The following is a 20,540-nucleotide window of genomic DNA, read 5'->3' as shown; positions in this document are numbered from 1 at the left end:
ACATGAGTACGACGGTCATTGTATCTGGTGCAAGAACACCATTTGGAAAACTAGGCGGTGCTCTCAGTGGTTTGACTGCCGCAGAACTAGGCGGTATAGCGATCAAGGCTGCACTGGAAAGAGTTTCGGGTTCTCATGAAATAGATGAGGTCATTATGGGAAGTGTTTTACAAGGAGGGCAAGGGCAGATTCCTTCAAGGCAAGCAGCAAGATATGCTGATCTTCCTTGGTCTGTTCCAACACAAACCATCAATAAAGTCTGTGCATCAGGCATGCGCAGTGTGAGCACGGCAGATCAAATCATTCGAGCCGGTGATGCTGAGGTCATCGCGGCGGGCGGTATGGAATCCATGTCTCACGCTCCTTATCTGCTAAAAAAAGCGCGATGGGGCTACAAAATGGGAGATGGTGCAGTACAAGATGCGATGATTTTAGATGGCTTAACCTGTTCGTTTACAGGCGTTCATATGGGTGAGTATGGAAGTATGGCTGCAAAGGAGCTTGGCATCACGCGGGAAGAGCAGGATCTGTGGGCACTCAGAAGTCATGAACGGGCCATCGAAGCGCAAAAAAGTGGCTTTTTTCAATATGAAATCACCCCCGTCACCGTCAAAACAAAAACGGGAGAAAGGCTTATCACAGAAGATGAATCTCCGCGGCGTGATACCTCATATGAACGGCTGTCAAAGCTCATGCCTGTTTTTGATCAGAAGGGTACCATCACCGCTGGAAATGCACCAGGTGTCAATGATGGTGCAAGTGCACTTCTTCTAATGAAAGACACGTATGCTGCACGGCATGGTGTAAAGCCAATGGCAGTCATTCTCGGTCATACTCAGGTTGCTGTAGAGGCGAAGGATTTCCCGAAAACACCAGCCCTTGCCATCGAGAAGCTTTTAAAGAAAACAGGAAAGCGCCTAGAGGATATCGATTTGTTTGAAATCAATGAGGCCTTCTCAGCTGTGGCTCTGGCATGTGAAAAAACGACCGGGATCGACCGGCGGAAAATGAATATCAACGGAGGGGCTGTCGCACTCGGTCATCCGATTGGGGCAAGCGGAACACGTATCATATTGACATTGATACATGCATTAAGACAAAGAGGCGGTGGCATTGGCATTGCGGCGATTTGCAGTGGAGGCGGTCAAGGAGATGCGTTCATGATAAAGGTAGATGAAAAGGGGGGCGTTTTTTGATGAGCATAGAAGAGACCGTTCTGGTCGTTGGAGCCGGTCAAATGGGATCAGGCATTGCCCAAGTGTTTGCACAGTCAGGCTATACAGTCCTGCTCCATGATGCATCAGAAAAGCAGATTCATCGAGCGATTTCCTCCATGACCAAACAACTGACAAAGCGGGCAGAAAAAGGAAAGCTGGCACATCAGGCCGTCCGAGATATCACGCAGCGGCTTGCCGTATCCACAGATTTAAAAGACGTCCAGCAGGCTCATTTAGTGATTGAAGCTGCTTCTGAACAAATGAGTGTGAAAAAACAAATCTTTGAAACACTTGATCAATTTGCAGAGGCGGAGGCCATATTTGCGACAAATACGTCTTCCTTGTCGATCACAGAATTAGCAGCTGTGACGAGCAGACCGGAGAAAGTGATTGGCATGCATTTTATGAATCCCGTTCCTGTCATGAAACTCGTTGAAGTCATTCGCGCGCTGCAAACGAGTGATGACACATATCAATTTGTTTATGAAACAGCGAAGACATTAAACAAAACCCCAATTGAAGTGGAAGACTTCCCAGGGTTCGTCTCAAATCGCATATTGATGCCAATGATCAATGAAGCCATTTACACCCTATATGAAGGCGTGGCAGATGCAGAAAGCATTGATGGCGTGATGACACTTGGGATGAATCACCCAATGGGGCCGCTTCGTCTAGCTGATTTCATCGGATTGGATACATGTTTATTTATTATGAATACCCTTCACGAAGGACTGGGAGACAGCAAATATCGCCCTTGTCCTCTTTTGAAAAAATACGTGAATGCAGGCTGGCTTGGCAAAAAGACAAAGAGAGGTTTTTACACATACCACGACCACTCATAGGGGGAGTCAAGATGGATGTTATGCTTACGGATAAACAGCGTCTCTGGAGAGAACAGACAGCAGAATTTGCACGCCAGCGTGTATTCCCTGAAGTAGAAGCCATGGAACAAGGCCGGTTTCCAAAAACCCTTTTAAGTGAAATGGGAAGGCAAGGCTATCTAGGGATTCCAATACCAGCTTCGTATCAAGGCTTAGGAGCAGATTTTACAACGTATATCATCGCAATCCATGAATTATCGAAAGTGAGTGCGACCATCGGTGTCATTGTGTCCGTTCATACATCTGTTGTGACGATGCCTATTTTGACTTTTGGAACGAAGGAACAAAAAGAATCCTATGTCCCGCTGCTTGCATCAGGAGAGAAGCTAGGCGCCTTTTGTCTGACTGAACCAAAGGCTGGATCAGATGCCTCCAGTATTCAGTTAAGAGCAGAGCGGATGGGCGGCGATTATGTATTAAATGGGACGAAAATCTTTATCACAAGCGGCGGAGAAGCAGAGCTATATCTTGTCTTTGCGGTGACCGATCCGGCTTCTGCGAGAAAAAATATATCGGCGTTCATTGTCGAGAAAGATACGCCGGGATTTACGATTGGAAAAGATGAGAAAAAGATGGGACTGCACGGTTCAAAAACAGTCACGCTTCATTTTGATGGCGTGCGGATTCCAAAAGATCAGTTGCTGGGTGCAGAAGGAGAAGGCTTTCAAATTGCCATGTCTAGCTTAAATGCAGGGAGAATCGGAATTGCGGCTCAAAGCCTTGGCATTGCAGAAGCTGCTTTAACCGAGGCAGTCAGCTATTTAAAGCGACATCCAGCAGGTCTTGAAACGACCATTCGACTGGGCGATTTGGCGGCGAAGCTTGAGGCGGCCAAACTGCTCGTCTATCAAGCGGCTTCTTTCAAAGAGGCCAATCGTCCCGTCACAAAGGAAGCATCAATGGCAAAGCTATTTGCGTCAAAAACGGCGGTGGAGATCAGTACAGAAGTGATCCATTTGCTAGGCATGGATGGTTATACGAATCGCTATCAAGCAGAACGTTACTTTCGTGATGCGAAAATTTGTGAAATCTATGAAGGAACAAGTGAAATTCAAAGGCTGGTCATCTGTAAACAGCTAATATGAAACGAGGTGGCTCACGATGCAGTTCCAATTAAGTGACGAACATGAAATGATTCAAAAAATGGTGAGAGACTTTGCGAAAAATGAAGTGGAGCCAACAGCAGCAAAGCGAGACGAAACAGAGACATATGATCCATCTATTTTTCGCAAAATGGCAGAGCTTGGTTTAACGGGTATCCCTTGGCCGGAAGACGTGGGCGGAATCGGCAGTGACTATTTAGCCTACGTTATAGCAGTTGAGGAGCTTTCAAGAGTATGCGCCTCTACAGGCGTCACCCTGTCTGCCCATACCTCTCTTGCTTCATGGCCAATCTATACATTTGGAACAGATGAACAAAAAGAGACCTATTTAAAGCCGCTTGCAGAAGGGCAGAAGATAGGAGCATATGCGCTCACAGAGAGTGGTTCAGGCTCAGATGCTGGCGGAATGAAGACAACGGCTGTCAAGGCAGGCAGTGAATATGTTCTGAACGGGGCGAAAATCTTTATTACAAATGGAGGCATTGCAGATTATTATATTGTGTTTGCCGTAACAGACCAAGGAGCTTCATCCCGAAATACAACTGCTTTTATTGTAGAAAAAGAGACACCTGGTTTTTCCGTTGGCAAAAAGGAAAGCAAACTGGGCATACGCTCATCGCCAACAACTGAAATTCGATTTGAAGATTGCCGGATTCATGAAAGAAACCGGCTCGGTCAAGAAGGAGAAGGATTCAAAATAGCCATGATGACGCTCGATGGCGGCAGAAACGGCATTGCTGCACAGGCAGTTGGGATTGCTCAAGGCGCTCTTAATGCGGCGGTTGATTATGCCAAGGAGCGTAAACAATTTGGCAAACCGATTATTCAGCAGCAAGGGATCGCCTTTAAGCTGGCTGATATGGCCACAGCGATTGAAGCATCAAGGCTGCTTACTTACCAGGCGGCATGGCTCGAAACGAAAGGCCTCCCGTATGGAAAGGAATCAGCCATGTCCAAGCTCTTTGCCGGTGATACAGCGATGAAGGTGACGACAGAAGCGGTTCAAATCTTCGGCGGGTACGGCTACACAAAGGATTACCCAGTCGAACGATACATGCGTGATGCGAAAATCACTCAAATTTATGAAGGAACACAGGAAATCCAGCGTCTGGTCATCTCAAGGAAACTGCTAGATATGTAGAAAACAAGCAAAGACCACCTGAATGTGAGGTGGTCTGTTTTGGTGCAGTTCACTCATTTTTAAAAGTATCTTAGTATTTTTATATCAGCAGCATAACAGCTTTAACTTAAGAGTGACCTTTCACCGATGTAGATAGTATTGGATACATATGAACTGGCAAAAAGACTACTAAAGTATTAGACATCTTTAAAGAAATAGCTAAACCAGCATAGAAGGTGGTAGTCAATTTTTCCTGAATTTATGATAATTTCCAGTATCGATCCGTATTATCGAGGAATTATGTTAAAATTGAAGAAATATAAATATGGGAGGTTATTATGACCACTACTACTACCATTTTAGCAATCGTAACCATGGTTATATGGATTCTGGTTTCCGCAGAACTTTCGAAGACTTCAAAAAAAGACAATGATCAAAAAGAAAACAGTCGTAGAAAATTAATTGTATTAGTGTTTGCAGGAATTGTATTGACCATAGCTGTAGTAATCTCATTACTTCAGAAACTTTAGATTAAGATAAAGTATAAAAGTGTATAGCTATAAATTTTTCATCATAAATTTTAAAGAATATTATATAGTTTAAGTAAAACTTGAGGCATCATCTCTTAGACCTCACATAATTAAAGCACATTTCAATGCTTGAGAAAGATATAAAATCGACCTCATTTGTAAAAGTATAAAAAGAGCGTTTTCGATTTTAAGAAATGTCAGGAATTAGTTTCATTCTAAAAGAGAATGGATTTCTAAAATGAGGGATATTATTCAAACTACATATAATGAAGAAAAGATTTTATGTTTCCGAATAGCATGATTTAAAGAAGTTGAAAAGATATCCAATGAGTTACTTAATACAAAACAACCTAAAATCTAGTAACACCTACGAAAATAAAGCCTTTAATAAAGTAATTGATTCTATTGTCAACCGAAGTCGAGATAGCTCATAATGAGTGTCTCGATTTTTTTGAAAATCGAGAAATCAGTGTAATTTTACTAGATAACTCCATCCAGTTCAGTCTTTTTTAATACCATATAGGGACTTATGTTGTGTTTTTGGGGTTAGTCTGATTTTTACATTTGCTAAAATGTTACAATTTTTCAAAAGATGTAAGGAACTGTGATGTATAGGTAATGACAAGTTCGATGAGGTTATTAGTAAAATCATAAGGCTGTTGCCTTTATTAGATTATGAGTGCACAGCCAATTCATCAAATCTCTTAAACGCTTAGAGAAAGGTAACTTTTATTATGACTTAAATCATTATGGTATTTATATTTTTAAGGTATGATAAGCTACCTTTATTTCTTGATTTTATTAACAGAATATTCTTCTTAAATACAATAAAGATATGAAGAGAATTGATTTTTTGATAGTGTTTATTGGAAATTTTGACTAGATTTTGGAGAACCAATTCATTTTATGCCATTACATAAGTTCTCTGTAAAATGGAAATTGAGCTTAATTCCTGAAAAAATTGATTATAAATACCCCTATTTCAATAAATATTACAAATTTTCCAAAAAAATATTGAAATGTAATTTACTTCTTGTTAGACTAAAGAAGTAGTAAATAATCGAAGGAGGTCATATTATGACGAAAGCAACAGATTCTAAGTTCTATGCTTTATTATCGCTGTCACTTCTTGCGGTAACATTAGTAGCTTTAGTGATTGGTAATGGTTCTTTAATTGCAGCAAATCTTGGTGTTAGTACTGGAACGGCGGCTACAGTAGTTAATTTCTTAGATACTTGGTCCTCAGTAGCAACTGTCATTACTATCGTTGGCGTGTTCACTGGTGTTGGAACAATTGGTTCAGGTGTAGCTGCTACTATTTTGGCTATCCTTAAAAAAGAAGGAAAAGCTAAAGCTGCTGCCTTTTAATTTCAAAAAAAAATCATCTCAATCTTAATTGAGATGATTTTTTTTCCAAGATTGTATTGAAGTCAGGTGAAACGGTGGTCAATAAATGGTGTTTTTAAACTAATTTAACGTTTTATGCTTATTGCAGATTATTATATAACATTAATTAGGAGGTAAATTTTATGATAAAAGCAAAAAAAAGTTGCTTATTCTCGCTATTGTTATTTACAGTTACAATGGCATCTGTAATTGTTGGAAGAAGTTCTTTAATTGCAGCAAACTTGGGTATTAGTACTGGGAATGAGGATGTTAAAAAACAAGGGAAAGCCAAACCTGCTGCTTGTTAAAGTGACTTATGCACACACTAAATAGGCTATTTAAAATATATGATCGAAGTATAATGGGGTACCTCAATTATATTGGGATGATTCTTTTTTCTTTTATTGTTTTGGTAGCGATTATTTTCTATCGCGGTGTGATTCCCAGCTCTTACCTGAACAGCTTTATTTTTATTTCAATATATATTGTGGCTACAGCTAATATCAATCGTTGTGTATTACCATACAGAAGACAACAACCGGGCTTGGTCTTTATCTCTAATCAATTGTTGTTGAAGCATTTATTCTTTACAATTAAAAAAGGATATGCAGTGCAATTATTTCTTGCTTGTTTAATCTCTTCAACCTTTTTATTAATAGAAAATCAATATTTAATTATCATACTATCTCTTGTCGTTATAATACTGTCATTTGCATCTCAATTATTGTCTGGTTTATTCAATATTATGAACAGAATAATTCTTTTGTTACAATTTTGGTATATTATAACGTCCTTTCTTGAAGCAGTTATTATACTGCAAATAGTACAATCTCTTCTTATTTATATTTACATAAGTAATTCGCATAGTATACCGATGACAACTGGACTTTCATTTTTAAAAAGTGCTAATAAGAAATATAGATCTGGTAGTATTCTATATCTATTTTTTTCTTACATAAACAGCAATAAAATATTAATAGTCTTAATAGGTACCTTAACTTCAGTGCTTACTTATTTTGCCCAATCTCTTTTAACAAAAGTAGAAAACCTGCCAGCTCTAATTCTAGTCTATATAAACTTTATAACGATCTTAGAAATCTTAATAGGGTCAAAAAAGGAAGAGATTATGCTTGATAAGGCCAGAGTAGAGATGTTACAAGCCTCTTTGATTGTAGGTCCATATGAGAGGTTTAAATCTAGTACGATTTATTTACTATGTCTTGTGCTCATTTTTATTAGCGTGTGTGGAATAGTCGGAGTAATGATAAACACTTCCGATATCTCAATAATTCTTAAAAATATGTTATCGATTCCTATAATAATCTTTATTGGAGTTGTATATTTCAGAAAAACCGAACTTTTAATCAACGATTATCAACATACATTGTTGAAACTCTCTTTGCCGATTTTATTACTAATATGCATTACAATTTTTACCATTACTTCATGAAAAGAGGAGGAAAATGATACATAAAAGATTGAAATATTTTCTGTGGTACTACTCTATCTACTGTATATTGCTGATAGGTACAGGGATTTATCTTGGGAATATAGTCAACAAAGATTTATTTGAAGCAGCACCACCAACTTCGGGCCAGGAATTTATGTCTGTAGTCCTGACACATAACTTAACGAACTTTGCAATGTATTTACTGGGGTTCTTGTTGTCGCCGTTATTTCAAATAATGGATTTTGGAGGTTCGTCATTCGTCATTACGATGGGCTTTAGAACGCTAGGAGCACAAGAAGCTTTAGGTAAACTAATTCCTCATGGGCTATTAGAATTCCCAAATATGTTACTTTATCAAGGAATAAGCCAGTATGTGCTGTTCACACTAATTTATACGAAATCAATTAAAGCTGCTTTAGGTGTTATGAAAAAAATGATTCCTTATTATCTGCTATCGCTAGTCATCCTAATAATAGCTGCTTTTATTGAAGGGTATGATTCTTTATTATTTTCTATCATTATCAATCATAGATGGTTTTATTGAAGACTCTATACGACAGAGAAGGGGATTCAAATGGGATTAGAATTTGTAGAATGTACGAAGAAGTTCAAAAACAATATCATACTAGATAAAGTGAATTTTTCAATCTCAACAGGTCTCTTTCATTTAGTAGGAAGAAATGGTGCAGGTAAAAGTACTCTCCTTAAAATGATAGCTGGTTTAGATAAGAGATACTCTGGAGATATTGAGGCAAACAAAGAATCGACTCTTTATTTAAATGTGGATCCTATCGGCATTCACCCATTTACAATTAGAGAAAACCTAGAAATTCTGTGGAATACGTTTAAAATTGTGCCGACTGAAGAACAAATGAGTATTGTGAATGATTTTTTTGATGGTAACCTAGATGGTTCTTATAGCAGAGCATCTACGGGTATGAAAGCGAAGGTAGGGTTATCTTTATTATTCGTAAAAGATTGGAAAACCATCCTAATTGATGAAACCATGTCATCTCTAGATTCAGAGAGTATAGAGATGCTATCTGAAAGGTTGGTAAATCTTTCTATTAAAAAAATTGCAACCATTATTTATGTTTCCCATAGCATGGTCAATAAACGCTTAAACGATAATTGCAGCATTATTAGTATAGGAGATGGGAGGCTTTTATGGAACAGCGTCCAAGAATAACATCACTGATATCATTGGTCATTTTTATTTTTGCCAATTATTATTTTGTAACTTTTGCTATTGAGTTGAATGGCTACATTTCAAAACTAGATGATTTGAAAGCTTTGTTAGAGGATATCTCCTATGAAACGATGCTTAATCTAATTGTTGTCATCACCACAACTCTAACAACAATAAGCCTTTTAGTGCAGTATCTAATAGGTAAATTTTTATTGATGATCTTTGCTCCTGAAGTTAAGAGTAAGTTGTTTTATGCTCTGATTCCTAAGATTCTCATTATGTTTATCAATGTAATATGCATGGGAATTTTGCAAATAAACAACTTATGGTTATACATGTTCACAGCACTCATAGGGGCGGTTCTCATTTTGCTCTTTTTTCAGTACAAAAAAGAGAACTGGAAAGCATCAATTCTCTTTGCTGCACCGTTTATCATTGATGCTTTAATATCCTTAGGAAAAGAAATTGTCTCTATCCTATGATAAGTAGTTTATAAACAAGATCTGTGAAGAAGAGGAAACCATATTAGTGCAAGTTAAGAAAAGATGTATCTAAGAAAAAATTGATAAGTACACGTAGACTTAAACTCGTTTATGTGTATCTTTTTATAGGATGGACACCCATTTCATTTAATCAATAGCCAATCAGGTGCTATTTTCTTCATTGTATTCATTCCTAACATTGCCGACACATACAAAAGGTATATCACACACAGGAATCAGAACAAATTAACGCAAATGACTGGATTCTAAAGCTCACCATATGAAAAAATCAAAAATTAACATCGATAAAGGTGGCATAAACTCCCCTAATTTGTTTATAATGAGAGGTATGGTTTGTCGTAAGAATAAGGTATAAATACTTATTATTTCACTGATAAATGGATACATACATGTAATAGAAAGGGAGTGTCTGACCTTGAGTTTGAAAGAATACTCACAGGAACAGCTCAAACAAATGTCTTTAGTTGAACTTGCTTATGAAATTTTCAGAGACAGCAAAACACCAATTACGTTTTCCGAGTTAATAGATGAAATCGTCCGTTTGCAAGGAATACAAAAATCCGATCTAGATGATCGACTTGCTCAATTTTATACAGACTTAAATATAGATGGCCGCTTTATTTCGTTAGGTGATCAGAGATGGGGACTTCGCAGCTGGTATCCAGTTGATCAAATCGAAGAAGAAGTTCAGCCAGCTGTGAAAACAAAAGCGAAAAAGAAAAAATCAAAAGCAGCTGTCGTTGAAGACGACTTCGATGAAATCGAAGAGGAAGAAGAAATTGACGAGCTTGAAGAAGACCTTGATCTTGTAGAAGACGACGATGATCTCGACCTAGACGATGATGAAGAAATCGATGAAGATATTGAAGACTTCGACGAAGATGATGATGAAGATGATGACGGCTTAACGGAGATTGATGAAGACGATTTAGACGATGATGAGGAAGAGAAATAACCCTCTCATACCGGTCCTCAAAACAGGACAAAACCGTCTTGACTTTCGTGAGCGAACTATGTAGTATGTATTTTGGGCTCTCTAAAAAAGAGTACGTAAAGATACGTTCATTTACGCTCCCTTTCATTTATTTGAAAGGGAGCTTTCTTATTTTTCAAGAGATTTAGGGATACACTCTAAAAAGGATGAAGCTGTGCATGTGTAGACATGCAAGGGTAAAAAAGAGAGGAGCATACGAAATGACAAAGTATATTTTTGTAACAGGAGGAGTTGTTTCCTCACTTGGAAAAGGAATCACGGCTGCATCGTTAGGCCGCCTTCTGAAAAATAGAGGGATGGATGTCACCATTCAAAAATTCGATCCATACATCAACGTAGACCCGGGGACAATGAGTCCATACCAGCACGGTGAGGTTTTTGTCACAGATGATGGTGCTGAAACAGACCTTGACTTAGGTCACTACGAGCGTTTCATTGATATTAACTTAAATAAGTACAGCAACGTCACAACTGGTAAAATCTACTCTACTGTTCTGAAGAAAGAGCGCCGCGGTGACTACTTAGGTGGAACAGTACAGGTCATTCCCCACATTACAAATGAAATCAAAGACCGCGTGTACCGTGCCGGAAAAGAAACGGGTGCAGATGTGGTTATTACAGAAATCGGCGGAACAGTAGGAGATATCGAATCCCTTCCATTCCTTGAAGCCATTCGTCAAATGAAGAGTGACATCGGCCGTGAAAACGTGATGTACATTCATTGTACCCTCGTTCCTTACATCCGTGCAGCGGGTGAATTGAAAACAAAACCAACACAGCATAGTGTAAAAGAACTTCGCAGTCTTGGTATTCAGCCAAATGTCATCGTGGTCAGAACGGAAATGCCATTGGCACAAGATATGAAGGACAAAATTGCACTATTTTGTGATATTGATACAAAAGCTGTTATCGAATGTCAGGATGCAGACACGCTTTACTCTATTCCGCTTGATTTACAAAAACAAGGGCTGGACAAGCTAGTATGTGAACATATGAAACTTGACTGCCAAGATGCGGACATGACAGAGTGGACAGCACTTGTTGATAAAGTACAAAACCTTTCAAAACAAGTCACAATTGGTCTTGTAGGGAAATATGTTGAGCTGCAAGATGCTTATATTTCTGTCGTTGAATCACTTCGTCATGCTGGTTATGCGTTTGATGCAGATGTTCAAATTAAATGGATCAATGCAGAAGAAGTGACAGCAGAGAATATCGCTGATTTCGTACAAGATGTTGACGGCATCATTGTTCCTGGAGGCTTCGGAGACCGCGGAGTAGAAGGGAAAATCATTGCTACACAATTTGCCCGTGAAAACAAAGTGCCATTCTTCGGAATCTGCTTAGGAATGCAAGTGGCATCTATCGAATACGCAAGAAACGTATTAGGCCTTGAGGGAGCTCATTCAGCGGAAATTGATCCTGAAACAGCATTCCCAATCATTGACCTTCTTCCAGAACAGAAGGATGTAGATGATCTAGGCGGAACACTTCGTCTCGGTCTATATCCTTGTAAATTAAATGAAGACTCAAAAGCTTTTGCTGCATACAATGACGAAGTGGTCTACGAACGCCACCGTCATCGTTACGAATTTAATAACGAATACAGACAGCAAATGGAAGCAGCAGGCTTCGTCTTCTCTGGTACAAGCCCAGACGGACGTCTTGTTGAAATTATCGAGCTCAAGGATCACCCTTGGTTCCTTGCTTCTCAGTTCCACCCAGAATTCGTTTCAAGACCGACAAGACCACAGCCATTATTTAGAGATTTCGTTGGTGCTTCACTACAAGCATCTGAATCAAAATAAAACAAAAAACTGCCGAGAATATCACTTCTCGGCAGTTTTTTTATTCATATTCCTCCACGATCTCCTTCACAGTAAACGATAGGGCGTGGTAGACGTATAAGCAGGTCATTAAAGCAGGAAAACCAAACCTTGTCCCATCTTCAGCGGGCACAAGCGGTTTCTTGAGCTGAAAATCAATGTGGACATCACAATGCTCTTCAATCGTGGACGGCTCCTTTTGTGCCGGCCCTACACCAACAACGGGCGTACCTTGTTCGTGCAGCTCTTTAACAAGAGATTGAATTTCCTGATCTTCTGGGTCTGAATAAAATAGCAGCACCCTGTCACTTGGTTGAAGTAAGCTGCGCTCCTTTTGATCGAGCGGCAGCACTTTCGCACCGGGAAACGGCTCCTTGCTTTCAGATGCCTCTAGGGCGACAGCAGCCAGTTCATTCTTTCCGTGAAAATAAACGGCATGTCCACTGACAACAGCCTGTGCAAGAAGGCGTGCACCGTCCTCAATCGCTTCAGCCTGCTTTTCTCCAATACGTGAAAAAATACCTGATAACTGGGTCGTAAAAATTTTTAACAAGACTCATTTCCTCCTTCGGTCAGATCATTTTATAATAGAATATAAAGAGAATATTAGGAAAAATGCTCAGAAAATGTCGTAAAGTAAACTATTATAATTAAAGGAAATGTGAAAATCAAACAGAATTATTTAACAACAGCTCTTTTTATGGCGAAAAATGAAAGCAATGGGGTGTAACAGATGAATGAGAAAATTTTAATTGTCGATGATCAGTACGGTATTAGAATATTATTGAATGAAGTGTTTCATAAAGAAGGCTATCAAACCTTCCAAGCTGCCAATGGACTACAGGCATTAGATATTGTGAAAAACCATAGACCGAACCTTGTCCTGCTTGATATGAAAATCCCCGGAATGGATGGTATCGAAATTTTAAAACGGATGAAATTAATTGATGAAGACATCCGTGTCATCATTATGACAGCCTATGGCGAATTAGATATGATCCAAGAATCCAAAGAACTAGGTGCATTGACGCACTTCGCTAAGCCGTTTGATATTGATGAAATCCGAGATGCTGTCAAAGAATACTTGCCGCTTGAAACAAATGGCTAGATGGAAATGATTGAATCGAGTCATTCTGTTGCCGATTTGTCGAATAATTGGTATCCTATAAAGGAAGAAGAAAGCGATCTGACTTTGAAAGTTTACATATGGCGAGAAATTCTGGTCATGCTAGGGTGGAGAGCTTTTTTTAGCAAGCAAATTAGCTACATAGGGAGGATTTTTCATCATGCCTTTAGTTTCAATGACAGAAATGTTGAAAGACGCAAAGGAAAAAGGTTACGCTGTTGGACAGTTTAACTTAAATAACTTAGAATTCACGCAAGCGATTTTACAAGCTGCTGAAGAAGAGAAATCTCCTGTTATCTTAGGAGTATCTGAAGGAGCAGGACGCTACATGGGCGGCTTCAAAACAGTTGTCGCAATGGTTAAAGCGTTAATCGAAGAATATAATGTAACAGTTCCTGTTGCGATTCATTTAGATCACGGTTCAAGCTTTGAATCATGTGCAAAAGCGATTCATGCAGGATTTACTTCTGTCATGATCGATGCTTCTCACCACCCATTTGATGAGAATGTGGAAACAACTGCGAAAGTTGTTGAACTTGCACATTTCCATGGTGTGTCTGTTGAAGCTGAACTTGGAACTGTTGGTGGGCAAGAAGATGACGTCATCGCTGAGGGCGTTATTTATGCTGATCCAAAAGAGTGCCAAGAGCTTGTAGAACGCACTGGTATTGACTGCCTTGCACCTGCATTAGGTTCAGTACATGGTCCATACAAAGGTGAACCAAACCTTGGTTTCGCTGAAATGGAAGAAATCGGTAAAACAACTGGTCTTCCACTTGTTCTTCACGGCGGAACAGGTATCCCAACTGCTGACATCAAGCGTGCAATTTCACTTGGTACAGCAAAAATCAATGTAAACACTGAAAACCAAATTGCTTCTGCGAAAGCAGTACGCGAAACACTTGCTGCAAAAACAGAAGAGTATGATCCACGTAAATATCTTGGACCAGCTCGTGACGCAATTAAAGCGACTGTTATCGGCAAAATGCGCGAATTTGGTTCTTCTAACCAAGCATAATTTGATGAGAACCGAAAGCCGCCTGAGTCACAGGCGGTTTTCTCCATATCTCGAGAAAGCGCAATCAAATTTACATTTCAGACAATTTATTGATAGGAGAGTGGCACAGTTATGTTATTTTTCGTAGATACAGCGAATATTGAAGACATCAAAGAGGCGCACGAGCTTGGCATTTTAGCAGGCGTCACAACAAACCCTAGTTTAGTAGCGAAAGAAAAGAACGTATCATTCCACGACCGCCTTCGCGAAATCACTGACGTGGTATCAGGCTCTGTCAGTGCAGAAGTGATTTCCCTAAAAGCAGAGGAAATGATTGAAGAAGGAAAAGAGCTTGCTGCTATCGCACCAAATATCACGGTCAAAATTCCAATGACTACAGATGGCCTTAAAGCTGTTAAAGCATTAACGGACCTTGGAATTAAAACAAACGTCACATTGATTTTTAGTGCAAACCAGGCACTTCTTGCAGCTAGAGCTGGTGCGACGTATGTTTCTCCATTCCTTGGCCGCCTAGATGATATTGGCCAAAATGGTCTTGATCTCATCAGCGAAGTGAAAACTATTTTTGATGTTCATGGATTAGATACACAAATCATTGCTGCATCCATTCGTCACCCGCAGCATGTGACAGAAGCTGCGCTTAGAGGTGCTCATATCGGCACAATGCCGCTGAAAGTCATCAAGCAGCTGACGAAACACCCATTAACGGATGCAGGCATTGAGCAATTTTTAGCAGACTGGAATAAATAAATGATTGTGGCAGGCGGGGTCGTCTCTCGTTTGCCGCAGTTTTCCTTATAAACGCTAAGAAATGTTTTGTGCAAAGAAGAGAACATCACAGCCTCGCAAAGCTTCGATTATTTTTCTTCCGACAAATTTCGTTTAACCTGTATTCTTTCTCTTGATATTGGCTAAATTTTGGACAAGACCTTTTAAAGCGCGACATCCACAAACAGTATAACTCCAACAGTGATCTTCTTTAAGAAGGGAGACAAATATGGAAAAGTTAAACATTGCCGGCGGTGATCCCTTGCGCGGGACCGTACATATTAGTGGTGCGAAAAATAGTGCTGTGGCACTGATTCCTGCCACGATTCTCGCTGATTCTCCAGTAACCATTGAAGGCCTTCCGCATATATCAGATATCGACACATTGCGAGATCTGTTAGAAGAAATTGGCGGAAAGGTCACTTTTGAAAAAGGTGAAATGGTTGTTAATCCTGTTTCCATGATCAGTATGCCGCTTCCTAATGGAAAAGTGAAGAAACTGCGTGCATCCTATTATTTAATGGGAGCCATGCTGGGAAGATTCAAGCAGGCTGTCATCGGACTGCCAGGAGGATGTCACTTAGGACCTAGACCGATTGATCAGCATATCAAAGGCTTTGAAGCACTCGGAGCCGAGGTGACAAACGAGCAGGGTGCGATTTATTTGCGCGCTGAAAAATTAGTCGGAGCCCGGATTTATCTTGATGTTGTCAGTGTAGGTGCGACAATCAACATCATGCTGGCAGCCGTACTGGCTGAAGGAAAAACCGTGATTGAAAATGCTGCAAAGGAACCCGAAATTATTGATGTAGCGACACTGCTTGCAAGCATGGGTGCCAAAATCAAAGGTGCGGGGACCGATGTCATTCGAATCGAAGGTGTAGAATCCCTTCATGGCTGTAAGCATTCAATCATCCCTGACCGCATCGAAGCAGGAACATTTTTAATAGCTGGTGCAGCGATGGGAGATGAAGTTGTACTTGATAATGTGATCCCAACTCATTTAGAATCAATTACGGCGAAACTTAGAGAAATGGGGTTCACCATTGAAACGAGCAACGATCAGATGCTGATCGTTGGCAGAAACGAAGGACTCAAGCCTGTCGATATCAAAACCCTTGTGTATCCGGGCTTTCCGACTGACCTTCAACAGCCGATGACGGCGCTGTTAACAAAAGCGAAAGGCACGAGTGTGGTCACAGATACGATCTACTCAGCTCGCTTTAAGCACATTGACGAATTGCGCCGAATGGGTGCAAACATGAAGGTCGAAGGAAGATCCGCTATTATTACCGGACAAACGCAGCTTCAAGGAGCAAAGGTCAAAGCAAGTGATCTGCGTGCAGGAGCTTGTCTTGTTGTCGCAGGGCTAATGGCAGACGGTGTGACCGAAATCACAGGGCTTGAACATATAGACAGAGGATATAGTTTGCTTGAGAAGAAGCTTGAAGGCTTGGGTGCAACCATCTGGCGTGAAAAGCTGAATGACCAAGAAATAGAAGAACTTCAAAATTCATAAGGCTTTGACTGTGAGAGGAGATTTGGACAAAAATGGAAAGAAGTTTATCGATGGAACTAGTACGGGTGACAGAAGCAGCTGCATTAAAATCTGCCCGTTGGATGGGAAGAGGATTAAAAGACGAAGCGGATGATGCTGCAACAAGTGCAATGCGTGATGTATTTGACACCATTCCGATGAAGGGAACAGTGGTGATTGGCGAAGGAGAAATGGACGAAGCACCAATGCTTTATATTGGGGAAAAGCTTGGGAACGGATATGGACCTCGCGTGGATGTCGCTGTTGATCCATTAGAAGGAACAAACATTGTGGCAAGCGGCGGCTGGAATGCCTTAGCTGTCATTGCAGTTGCAGATCATGGCAACCTGCTGAATGCACCTGATATGTACATGGATAAGATCGCAGTAGGTCCAGAAGCGGTAGGCTGCATCGATATTGAAGCGCCTGTCATTGATAATCTTCGCGCTGTTGCAAAAGCGAAAAACAAAGATATTGAAGATGTGGTTGCAACGATTTTAAACAGAGATCGACATGAAAAAATTATTGCTGAACTGAGAGAAGCAGGAGCAAGAATTAAACTGATCGATGATGGTGACGTTGCAGGAGCCATTAATACAGCATTTGATCACACAGGTGTTGATATTCTATTTGGTTCAGGCGGAGCGCCTGAGGGTGTCCTTTCTGCTGTTGCATTAAAGGCACTTGGTGGTGAAATTCATGGTAAGCTTCTTCCTCAAAGTGAAGAAGAATTAAGACGCTGTGAGAAAATGGGGCTGGATGTTGGTAAAGTCCTCAGAATGGAAGATCTCGTAAAAGGAGATGACGCCATTTTTGCAGCGACAGGTGTAACAGACGGGGAATTACTTAAAGGTGTTCAATTCAAAGGCTCTGTTGGAACAACGCATAGTGTTGTCATGCGTGCGAAATCGGGTACAGTTCGTTTCGTAGACGGCAGACACAGCTTAAAGAAAAAACCGAATCTTGTCATTCGTCCGTAATCTGAAAGCGGGTATTCATTACCCGCTTTTCATATAGGTGTCAAATGTATATCATTTTCTTTTTAAAGTTGAATATTCTCTGCAAATGAGGTAAAACTAAAGAGTGCTGCGAAATTTTCTGCGAATTTACTTCTTTTAAGCTTCAACAAGTTTAAATACTGCCGCATCATGACGATATACTCATTATCCTTCTCTATGTTAAAAAAGCTCTATTTCACATTGTTCCTATCTTTCACGATAAAACGAGTGGGAGCGTTACCATCAGAGCGAGGTCATTCCAACAACAACGGAATTAAAAAGCTAATCAAATACAATGGTCATGCATTTGTAAAGAAATACATTGACTAGAAAAGTGTGGTGTCCATATTGAAAGATGTTTCGATTTCATCTTTGGAAAATATGAAATTAAAAGAGCTGTATGAGTTAGCAAAACGATACAAAATCTCTTATTACAGCAAACTAACAAAAAAAGAATTAATTTTTGCCATCTTAAAGGCGAATGCTGAGCAAGAGGATCTCTTATTTATGGAAGGGGTTCTTGAAATTATTCAGTCTGAGGGATTTGGTTTCTTAAGACCGATTAACTACTCCCCAAGTTCTGAAGACATTTATATTTCAGCTTCACAAATCAGACGCTTTGATTTACGAAATGGAGATAAAGTGTCTGGAAAGGTACGACCTCCAAAAGAGAATGAACGCTACTATGGCCTCCTTCATGTAGAAGCGGTAAATGGGGACGACCCAGAATCAGCAAAGGAACGTGTTCACTTTCCTGCACTCACACCGCTATTTCCTGACCGTCAAATGATTCTTGAAACACAGCCTAATCACCTGTCTACTAGAATTATGGACATGATGGCGCCAGTTGGATTTGGACAGCGTGGTTTAATCGTTGCACCGCCTAAGGCTGGGAAAACCATTTTGCTTAAAGAAATTGCCAACAGCATTTCTGAAAATCACCCAGAGGCAGAGCTGATTGTCCTTTTGATTGATGAACGACCAGAAGAAGTAACAGATATCGAACGTTCTGTTGCAGGGGATGTTGTTAGTTCAACCTTTGACGAAGTACCGGAAAACCACATTAAAGTAGCAGAGCTTGTCTTAGAGCGTGCGATGCGTCTTGTTGAACATAAAAAAGATGTCATCATCTTAATGGACAGCATCACAAGGCTTGCTCGTGCATACAACCTTGTGATTCCGCCAAGCGGCCGAACGCTTTCAGGTGGTATTGATCCAGCGGCTTTCCATCGTCCAAAACGCTTCTTTGGTGCTGCGCGTAACATTGAAGAAGGCGGAAGCTTGACGATTTTAGCCACTGCACTTGTTGATACAGGATCACGTATGGATGACGTGATTTATGAAGAGTTTAAAGGAACTGGAAACATGGAGCTTCATTTGGACCGTTCTTTGGCCGAAAGAAGAATTTTCCCTGCGATCGACATTCGCCGTTCTGGTACGAGAAAAGAAGAACTGCTTGTGCCAAAAGAGCATCTTGATCGTCTATGGGCGATGAGAAAATCGATGTCAGATACACCTGACTTCGCTGAGAAGTTCATGCGTAAAATGAGAAAAACAAAGACAAACCAAGAGTTTTTCGATATTTTAACGCAAGAATGGAAACAAGCCAATATGTCTGCATCAAGAAGATAGCTTCCCTGAAAAAATACATTTGCAATCATAGACTTACACTGTTATAATTTTATCATGTGCGTTTCAGAATTTATTTCTGAGATATTAACTCTGTTTCCGAATTGGATTCAGGGCGGAAGGAGATGACAGTAGATGAAAACAGGAATTCATCCTAACTACAAAAAAGCTACAGTCAAATGCGCTTGTGGAAATGAGTTTGAAACTGGATCAGTAAAAGAAGAGGTACGCATTGAGATTTGCTCTGAGTGCCATCCTTTCTATACAGGCCGTCAAAAATTCGCTTCTGCTGATGGACGTGTTGACCGCTTTAACAAAAAATACGGTCTTAAGTAATAATAGATACAATAAACAGGCAGGAATCCGTTCTTGCCTGTTTTTTTACGTGGATTGATGGAACTTTAAAACGGGGGAGAAGACCTTATGTATGTGATGAAACAAAGCGGTTGGCTTGAAGTCATCTGCGGTAGTATGTTTTCTGGAAAGTCGGAAGAATTGATTCGGAGAGCCAAAAGGGCCACCTTTGCCAAACAAGAAGTAAAAATATTCAAACCAGCGATTGATAACCGATATAGTACAAGCTCTGTTGTGTCACATAACGGTTCATCATTAGATGGGATTGCAGTAGCCTCACCAAAAGACATAATAACGCACATATCAGAAAGAACCGATGTCATTGGCATTGATGAGGTGCAATTTTTTGATGAGACAATCATTGACATTGTCACTCAATTGGCTGACCAAGGCTACCGAGTCATTGTTGCAGGCCTGGATCAAGACTTCAGAGGAGAGCCATTTGGTGTTGTTCCGCATTTAATGGCATGTGCAGAGCTTGTAACAAAACTTCAAGCAGTTTGTTCGGTATGCGGCTCCCCAGCGAGTAGAACACAACGCTTGATCGACGGTAAACCCGCATCCTATGATGATCCTATTATTTTAGTAGGTGCGCAGGAATCATACGAAGCACGATGCAGACATCACCATGAAGTACCAAGACTTGATGTTGGTACAACACTTGACAAATAAAAAAATAGCAAATGCCGCTGTGTTTCGTTTTTCGAGATTTTGGCTGAACACCCATCATTTGTACTTAAATAAATTAAATAACACTACGATTAAATTATCTAATTTTCAACGCTTGCGTTTTGTTATAAGCAGGCATAAAATGACTAACTGTAGTGTAAAGCATTTAAACGAAAAGTTCGATTTCTTGTCATAATTTTTTTGATTAAGGATTTTTCTCCTTAATCGTTCTTTGGATTAAT

The 20,540-nt window shown here is 40.1% G+C and carries 20 protein-coding genes; 19 read left to right on the top strand and 1 reads right to left on the bottom strand.

Annotation, left to right across the window (positions count from 1 at the left end; all coding sequences use genetic code 11):
- The first annotated feature begins 2 nt into the window (after positions 1-2).
- The 11 genes from AC3WTB_RS08390 (at position 3) to pyrG (ending at position 12,181) form a co-directional block, all read left to right on the top strand.
- Positions 3-1,196 carry an acetyl-CoA C-acetyltransferase gene (locus AC3WTB_RS08390; RefSeq protein ID WP_338593252.1) on the top strand — a complete coding sequence of 398 codons (1,194 nt, stop codon included), beginning with the start codon at positions 3-5 and terminating at the stop codon, positions 1,194-1,196.
- Complete coding sequence (locus AC3WTB_RS08385) at positions 1,196-2,059, top strand: 3-hydroxybutyryl-CoA dehydrogenase (RefSeq protein WP_039182159.1); 864 nt, start codon at positions 1,196-1,198, stop codon at positions 2,057-2,059. Before AC3WTB_RS08390 ends, AC3WTB_RS08385 begins: the two co-directional genes overlap by 1 nt.
- 11 nt (positions 2,060-2,070) lie before the next feature.
- The gene (locus tag AC3WTB_RS08380) at positions 2,071-3,183 is read left to right on the top strand and encodes an acyl-CoA dehydrogenase family protein (RefSeq protein WP_492031113.1); all 1,113 of its coding nucleotides are present in this window, start codon (positions 2,071-2,073) and stop codon (positions 3,181-3,183) included.
- A gap of 16 nt (positions 3,184-3,199) precedes the next feature.
- Positions 3,200-4,342 (top strand): acyl-CoA dehydrogenase, encoded by a 1,143-nt coding sequence (locus tag AC3WTB_RS08375; RefSeq protein ID WP_492333579.1) that lies wholly within the window; start codon positions 3,200-3,202, stop codon positions 4,340-4,342.
- A gap of 1,586 nt (positions 4,343-5,928) precedes the next feature.
- Positions 5,929-6,219 carry an uberolysin/carnocyclin family circular bacteriocin gene (locus AC3WTB_RS08370; protein ID WP_064498800.1) on the top strand — a complete coding sequence of 97 codons (291 nt, stop codon included), beginning with the start codon at positions 5,929-5,931 and terminating at the stop codon, positions 6,217-6,219.
- A 161-nt stretch (positions 6,220-6,380) separates the two neighbouring features.
- Positions 6,381-6,545: a hypothetical protein gene (locus AC3WTB_RS08365; RefSeq protein ID WP_186307903.1), complete on the top strand. Its 165-nt coding sequence runs from the start codon at positions 6,381-6,383 to the stop codon at positions 6,543-6,545.
- Between the two features lie 1,155 nt (positions 6,546-7,700).
- Positions 7,701-8,231, top strand: coding sequence for a stage II sporulation protein M (locus AC3WTB_RS08360; RefSeq protein ID WP_064498798.1), 531 nt, complete (start codon positions 7,701-7,703; stop codon positions 8,229-8,231).
- 30 nt (positions 8,232-8,261) lie between these two features.
- Positions 8,262-8,876 (top strand): ATP-binding cassette domain-containing protein, encoded by a 615-nt coding sequence (locus tag AC3WTB_RS08355; RefSeq protein ID WP_492333578.1) that lies wholly within the window; start codon positions 8,262-8,264, stop codon positions 8,874-8,876.
- The gene (locus AC3WTB_RS08350) at positions 8,855-9,358 is read left to right on the top strand and encodes a hypothetical protein (protein ID WP_064498796.1); all 504 of its coding nucleotides are present in this window, start codon (positions 8,855-8,857) and stop codon (positions 9,356-9,358) included. Before AC3WTB_RS08355 ends, AC3WTB_RS08350 begins: the two co-directional genes overlap by 22 nt.
- Positions 9,359-9,794: 436 nt before the next feature.
- Positions 9,795-10,334 (top strand): DNA-directed RNA polymerase subunit delta, encoded by a 540-nt coding sequence (gene rpoE / locus AC3WTB_RS08345; RefSeq protein ID WP_064498795.1) that lies wholly within the window; start codon positions 9,795-9,797, stop codon positions 10,332-10,334.
- A 239-nt stretch (positions 10,335-10,573) separates the two neighbouring features.
- A complete protein-coding gene (gene pyrG / locus AC3WTB_RS08340; RefSeq protein ID WP_039182151.1) occupies positions 10,574-12,181 on the top strand; it encodes a glutamine hydrolyzing CTP synthase in 1,608 nt (535 codons plus the stop codon).
- A gap of 40 nt (positions 12,182-12,221) precedes the next feature.
- Here the strand turns inward: pyrG and AC3WTB_RS08335 are convergent, their stop codons facing one another.
- Entirely contained in the window at positions 12,222-12,752 is a 531-nt protein-coding gene (locus AC3WTB_RS08335; RefSeq protein ID WP_047202558.1) for a DUF2529 domain-containing protein, read from the bottom strand.
- 180 nt (positions 12,753-12,932) lie between these two features.
- Here AC3WTB_RS08335 and AC3WTB_RS08330 point away from each other — a divergent pair, with 180 nt between their 5' ends.
- From AC3WTB_RS08330 to AC3WTB_RS08295, 8 genes are all read left to right on the top strand, one after another.
- Positions 12,933-13,307, top strand: coding sequence for a response regulator (locus tag AC3WTB_RS08330; RefSeq protein WP_003214681.1), 375 nt, complete (start codon positions 12,933-12,935; stop codon positions 13,305-13,307).
- Positions 13,308-13,485: 178 nt separating this feature from the next.
- Positions 13,486-14,343 (top strand): class II fructose-bisphosphate aldolase, encoded by an 858-nt coding sequence (locus AC3WTB_RS08325; RefSeq protein ID WP_024423748.1) that lies wholly within the window; start codon positions 13,486-13,488, stop codon positions 14,341-14,343.
- 111 nt (positions 14,344-14,454) lie between these two features.
- Positions 14,455-15,093: a fructose-6-phosphate aldolase gene (gene fsa / locus AC3WTB_RS08320; RefSeq protein ID WP_039182147.1), complete on the top strand. Its 639-nt coding sequence runs from the start codon at positions 14,455-14,457 to the stop codon at positions 15,091-15,093.
- Positions 15,094-15,340: 247 nt separating this feature from the next.
- Entirely contained in the window at positions 15,341-16,630 is a 1,290-nt protein-coding gene (gene murA, locus AC3WTB_RS08315; protein WP_024423746.1) for a UDP-N-acetylglucosamine 1-carboxyvinyltransferase, read from the top strand.
- A 32-nt stretch (positions 16,631-16,662) separates the two neighbouring features.
- The gene (gene glpX / locus AC3WTB_RS08310; RefSeq protein ID WP_012011567.1) at positions 16,663-17,628 is read left to right on the top strand and encodes a class II fructose-bisphosphatase; all 966 of its coding nucleotides are present in this window, start codon (positions 16,663-16,665) and stop codon (positions 17,626-17,628) included.
- A gap of 366 nt (positions 17,629-17,994) precedes the next feature.
- Positions 17,995-19,278, top strand: a complete 1,284-nt coding sequence (rho, locus tag AC3WTB_RS08305) for a transcription termination factor Rho (protein ID WP_008354975.1) — start codon at positions 17,995-17,997, stop codon at positions 19,276-19,278.
- Positions 19,279-19,410: 132 nt separating this feature from the next.
- Positions 19,411-19,611 (top strand): 50S ribosomal protein L31, encoded by a 201-nt coding sequence (gene rpmE, locus AC3WTB_RS08300; protein ID WP_003215407.1) that lies wholly within the window; start codon positions 19,411-19,413, stop codon positions 19,609-19,611.
- 87 nt (positions 19,612-19,698) lie between these two features.
- Entirely contained in the window at positions 19,699-20,301 is a 603-nt protein-coding gene (locus tag AC3WTB_RS08295; protein WP_024423745.1) for a thymidine kinase, read from the top strand.
- Positions 20,302-20,540: the final 239 nt, after the last annotated feature.

The sequence above is a fragment of the Bacillus sp. EB106-04-04-XG123 genome, from assembly GCF_058791855.1.
Note: the sequence above shows the minus strand (reverse complement) of the source record. Positions and strands in the feature narration are given on the sequence as shown.

Bases quoted from the DNA above. Each gene is read 5' to 3' on its own strand.
- AC3WTB_RS08370 (WP_064498800.1), top strand. From the start codon at position 5,929: ATGACGAAAGCAACAGATTCTAAGTTCTATGCTTTATTATCGCTGTCA.
- AC3WTB_RS08360 (WP_064498798.1), top strand. From the start codon at position 7,701: ATGATACATAAAAGATTGAAATATTTTCTGTGGTACTACTCTATCTAC.
- AC3WTB_RS08295 (WP_024423745.1), top strand. From the start codon at position 19,699: ATGTATGTGATGAAACAAAGCGGTTGGCTTGAAGTCATCTGCGGTAGT.
- AC3WTB_RS08355 (WP_492333578.1), top strand. From the start codon at position 8,262: ATGGGATTAGAATTTGTAGAATGTACGAAGAAGTTCAAAAACAATATC.
- AC3WTB_RS08330 (WP_003214681.1), top strand. From the start codon at position 12,933: ATGAATGAGAAAATTTTAATTGTCGATGATCAGTACGGTATTAGAATA.
- murA (WP_024423746.1), top strand. From the start codon at position 15,341: ATGGAAAAGTTAAACATTGCCGGCGGTGATCCCTTGCGCGGGACCGTA.
- AC3WTB_RS08375 (WP_492333579.1), top strand. From the start codon at position 3,200: ATGCAGTTCCAATTAAGTGACGAACATGAAATGATTCAAAAAATGGTG.
- AC3WTB_RS08325 (WP_024423748.1), top strand. From the start codon at position 13,486: ATGCCTTTAGTTTCAATGACAGAAATGTTGAAAGACGCAAAGGAAAAA.
- rpmE (WP_003215407.1), top strand. From the start codon at position 19,411: ATGAAAACAGGAATTCATCCTAACTACAAAAAAGCTACAGTCAAATGC.
- AC3WTB_RS08390 (WP_338593252.1), top strand. From the start codon at position 3: ATGAGTACGACGGTCATTGTATCTGGTGCAAGAACACCATTTGGAAAA.
- AC3WTB_RS08385 (WP_039182159.1), top strand. From the start codon at position 1,196: ATGAGCATAGAAGAGACCGTTCTGGTCGTTGGAGCCGGTCAAATGGGA.
- glpX (WP_012011567.1), top strand. From the start codon at position 16,663: ATGGAAAGAAGTTTATCGATGGAACTAGTACGGGTGACAGAAGCAGCT.
- fsa (WP_039182147.1), top strand. From the start codon at position 14,455: ATGTTATTTTTCGTAGATACAGCGAATATTGAAGACATCAAAGAGGCG.
- AC3WTB_RS08380 (WP_492031113.1), top strand. From the start codon at position 2,071: ATGGATGTTATGCTTACGGATAAACAGCGTCTCTGGAGAGAACAGACA.
- AC3WTB_RS08350 (WP_064498796.1), top strand. From the start codon at position 8,855: ATGGAACAGCGTCCAAGAATAACATCACTGATATCATTGGTCATTTTT.
- AC3WTB_RS08365 (WP_186307903.1), top strand. From the start codon at position 6,381: ATGATAAAAGCAAAAAAAAGTTGCTTATTCTCGCTATTGTTATTTACA.
- pyrG (WP_039182151.1), top strand. From the start codon at position 10,574: ATGACAAAGTATATTTTTGTAACAGGAGGAGTTGTTTCCTCACTTGGA.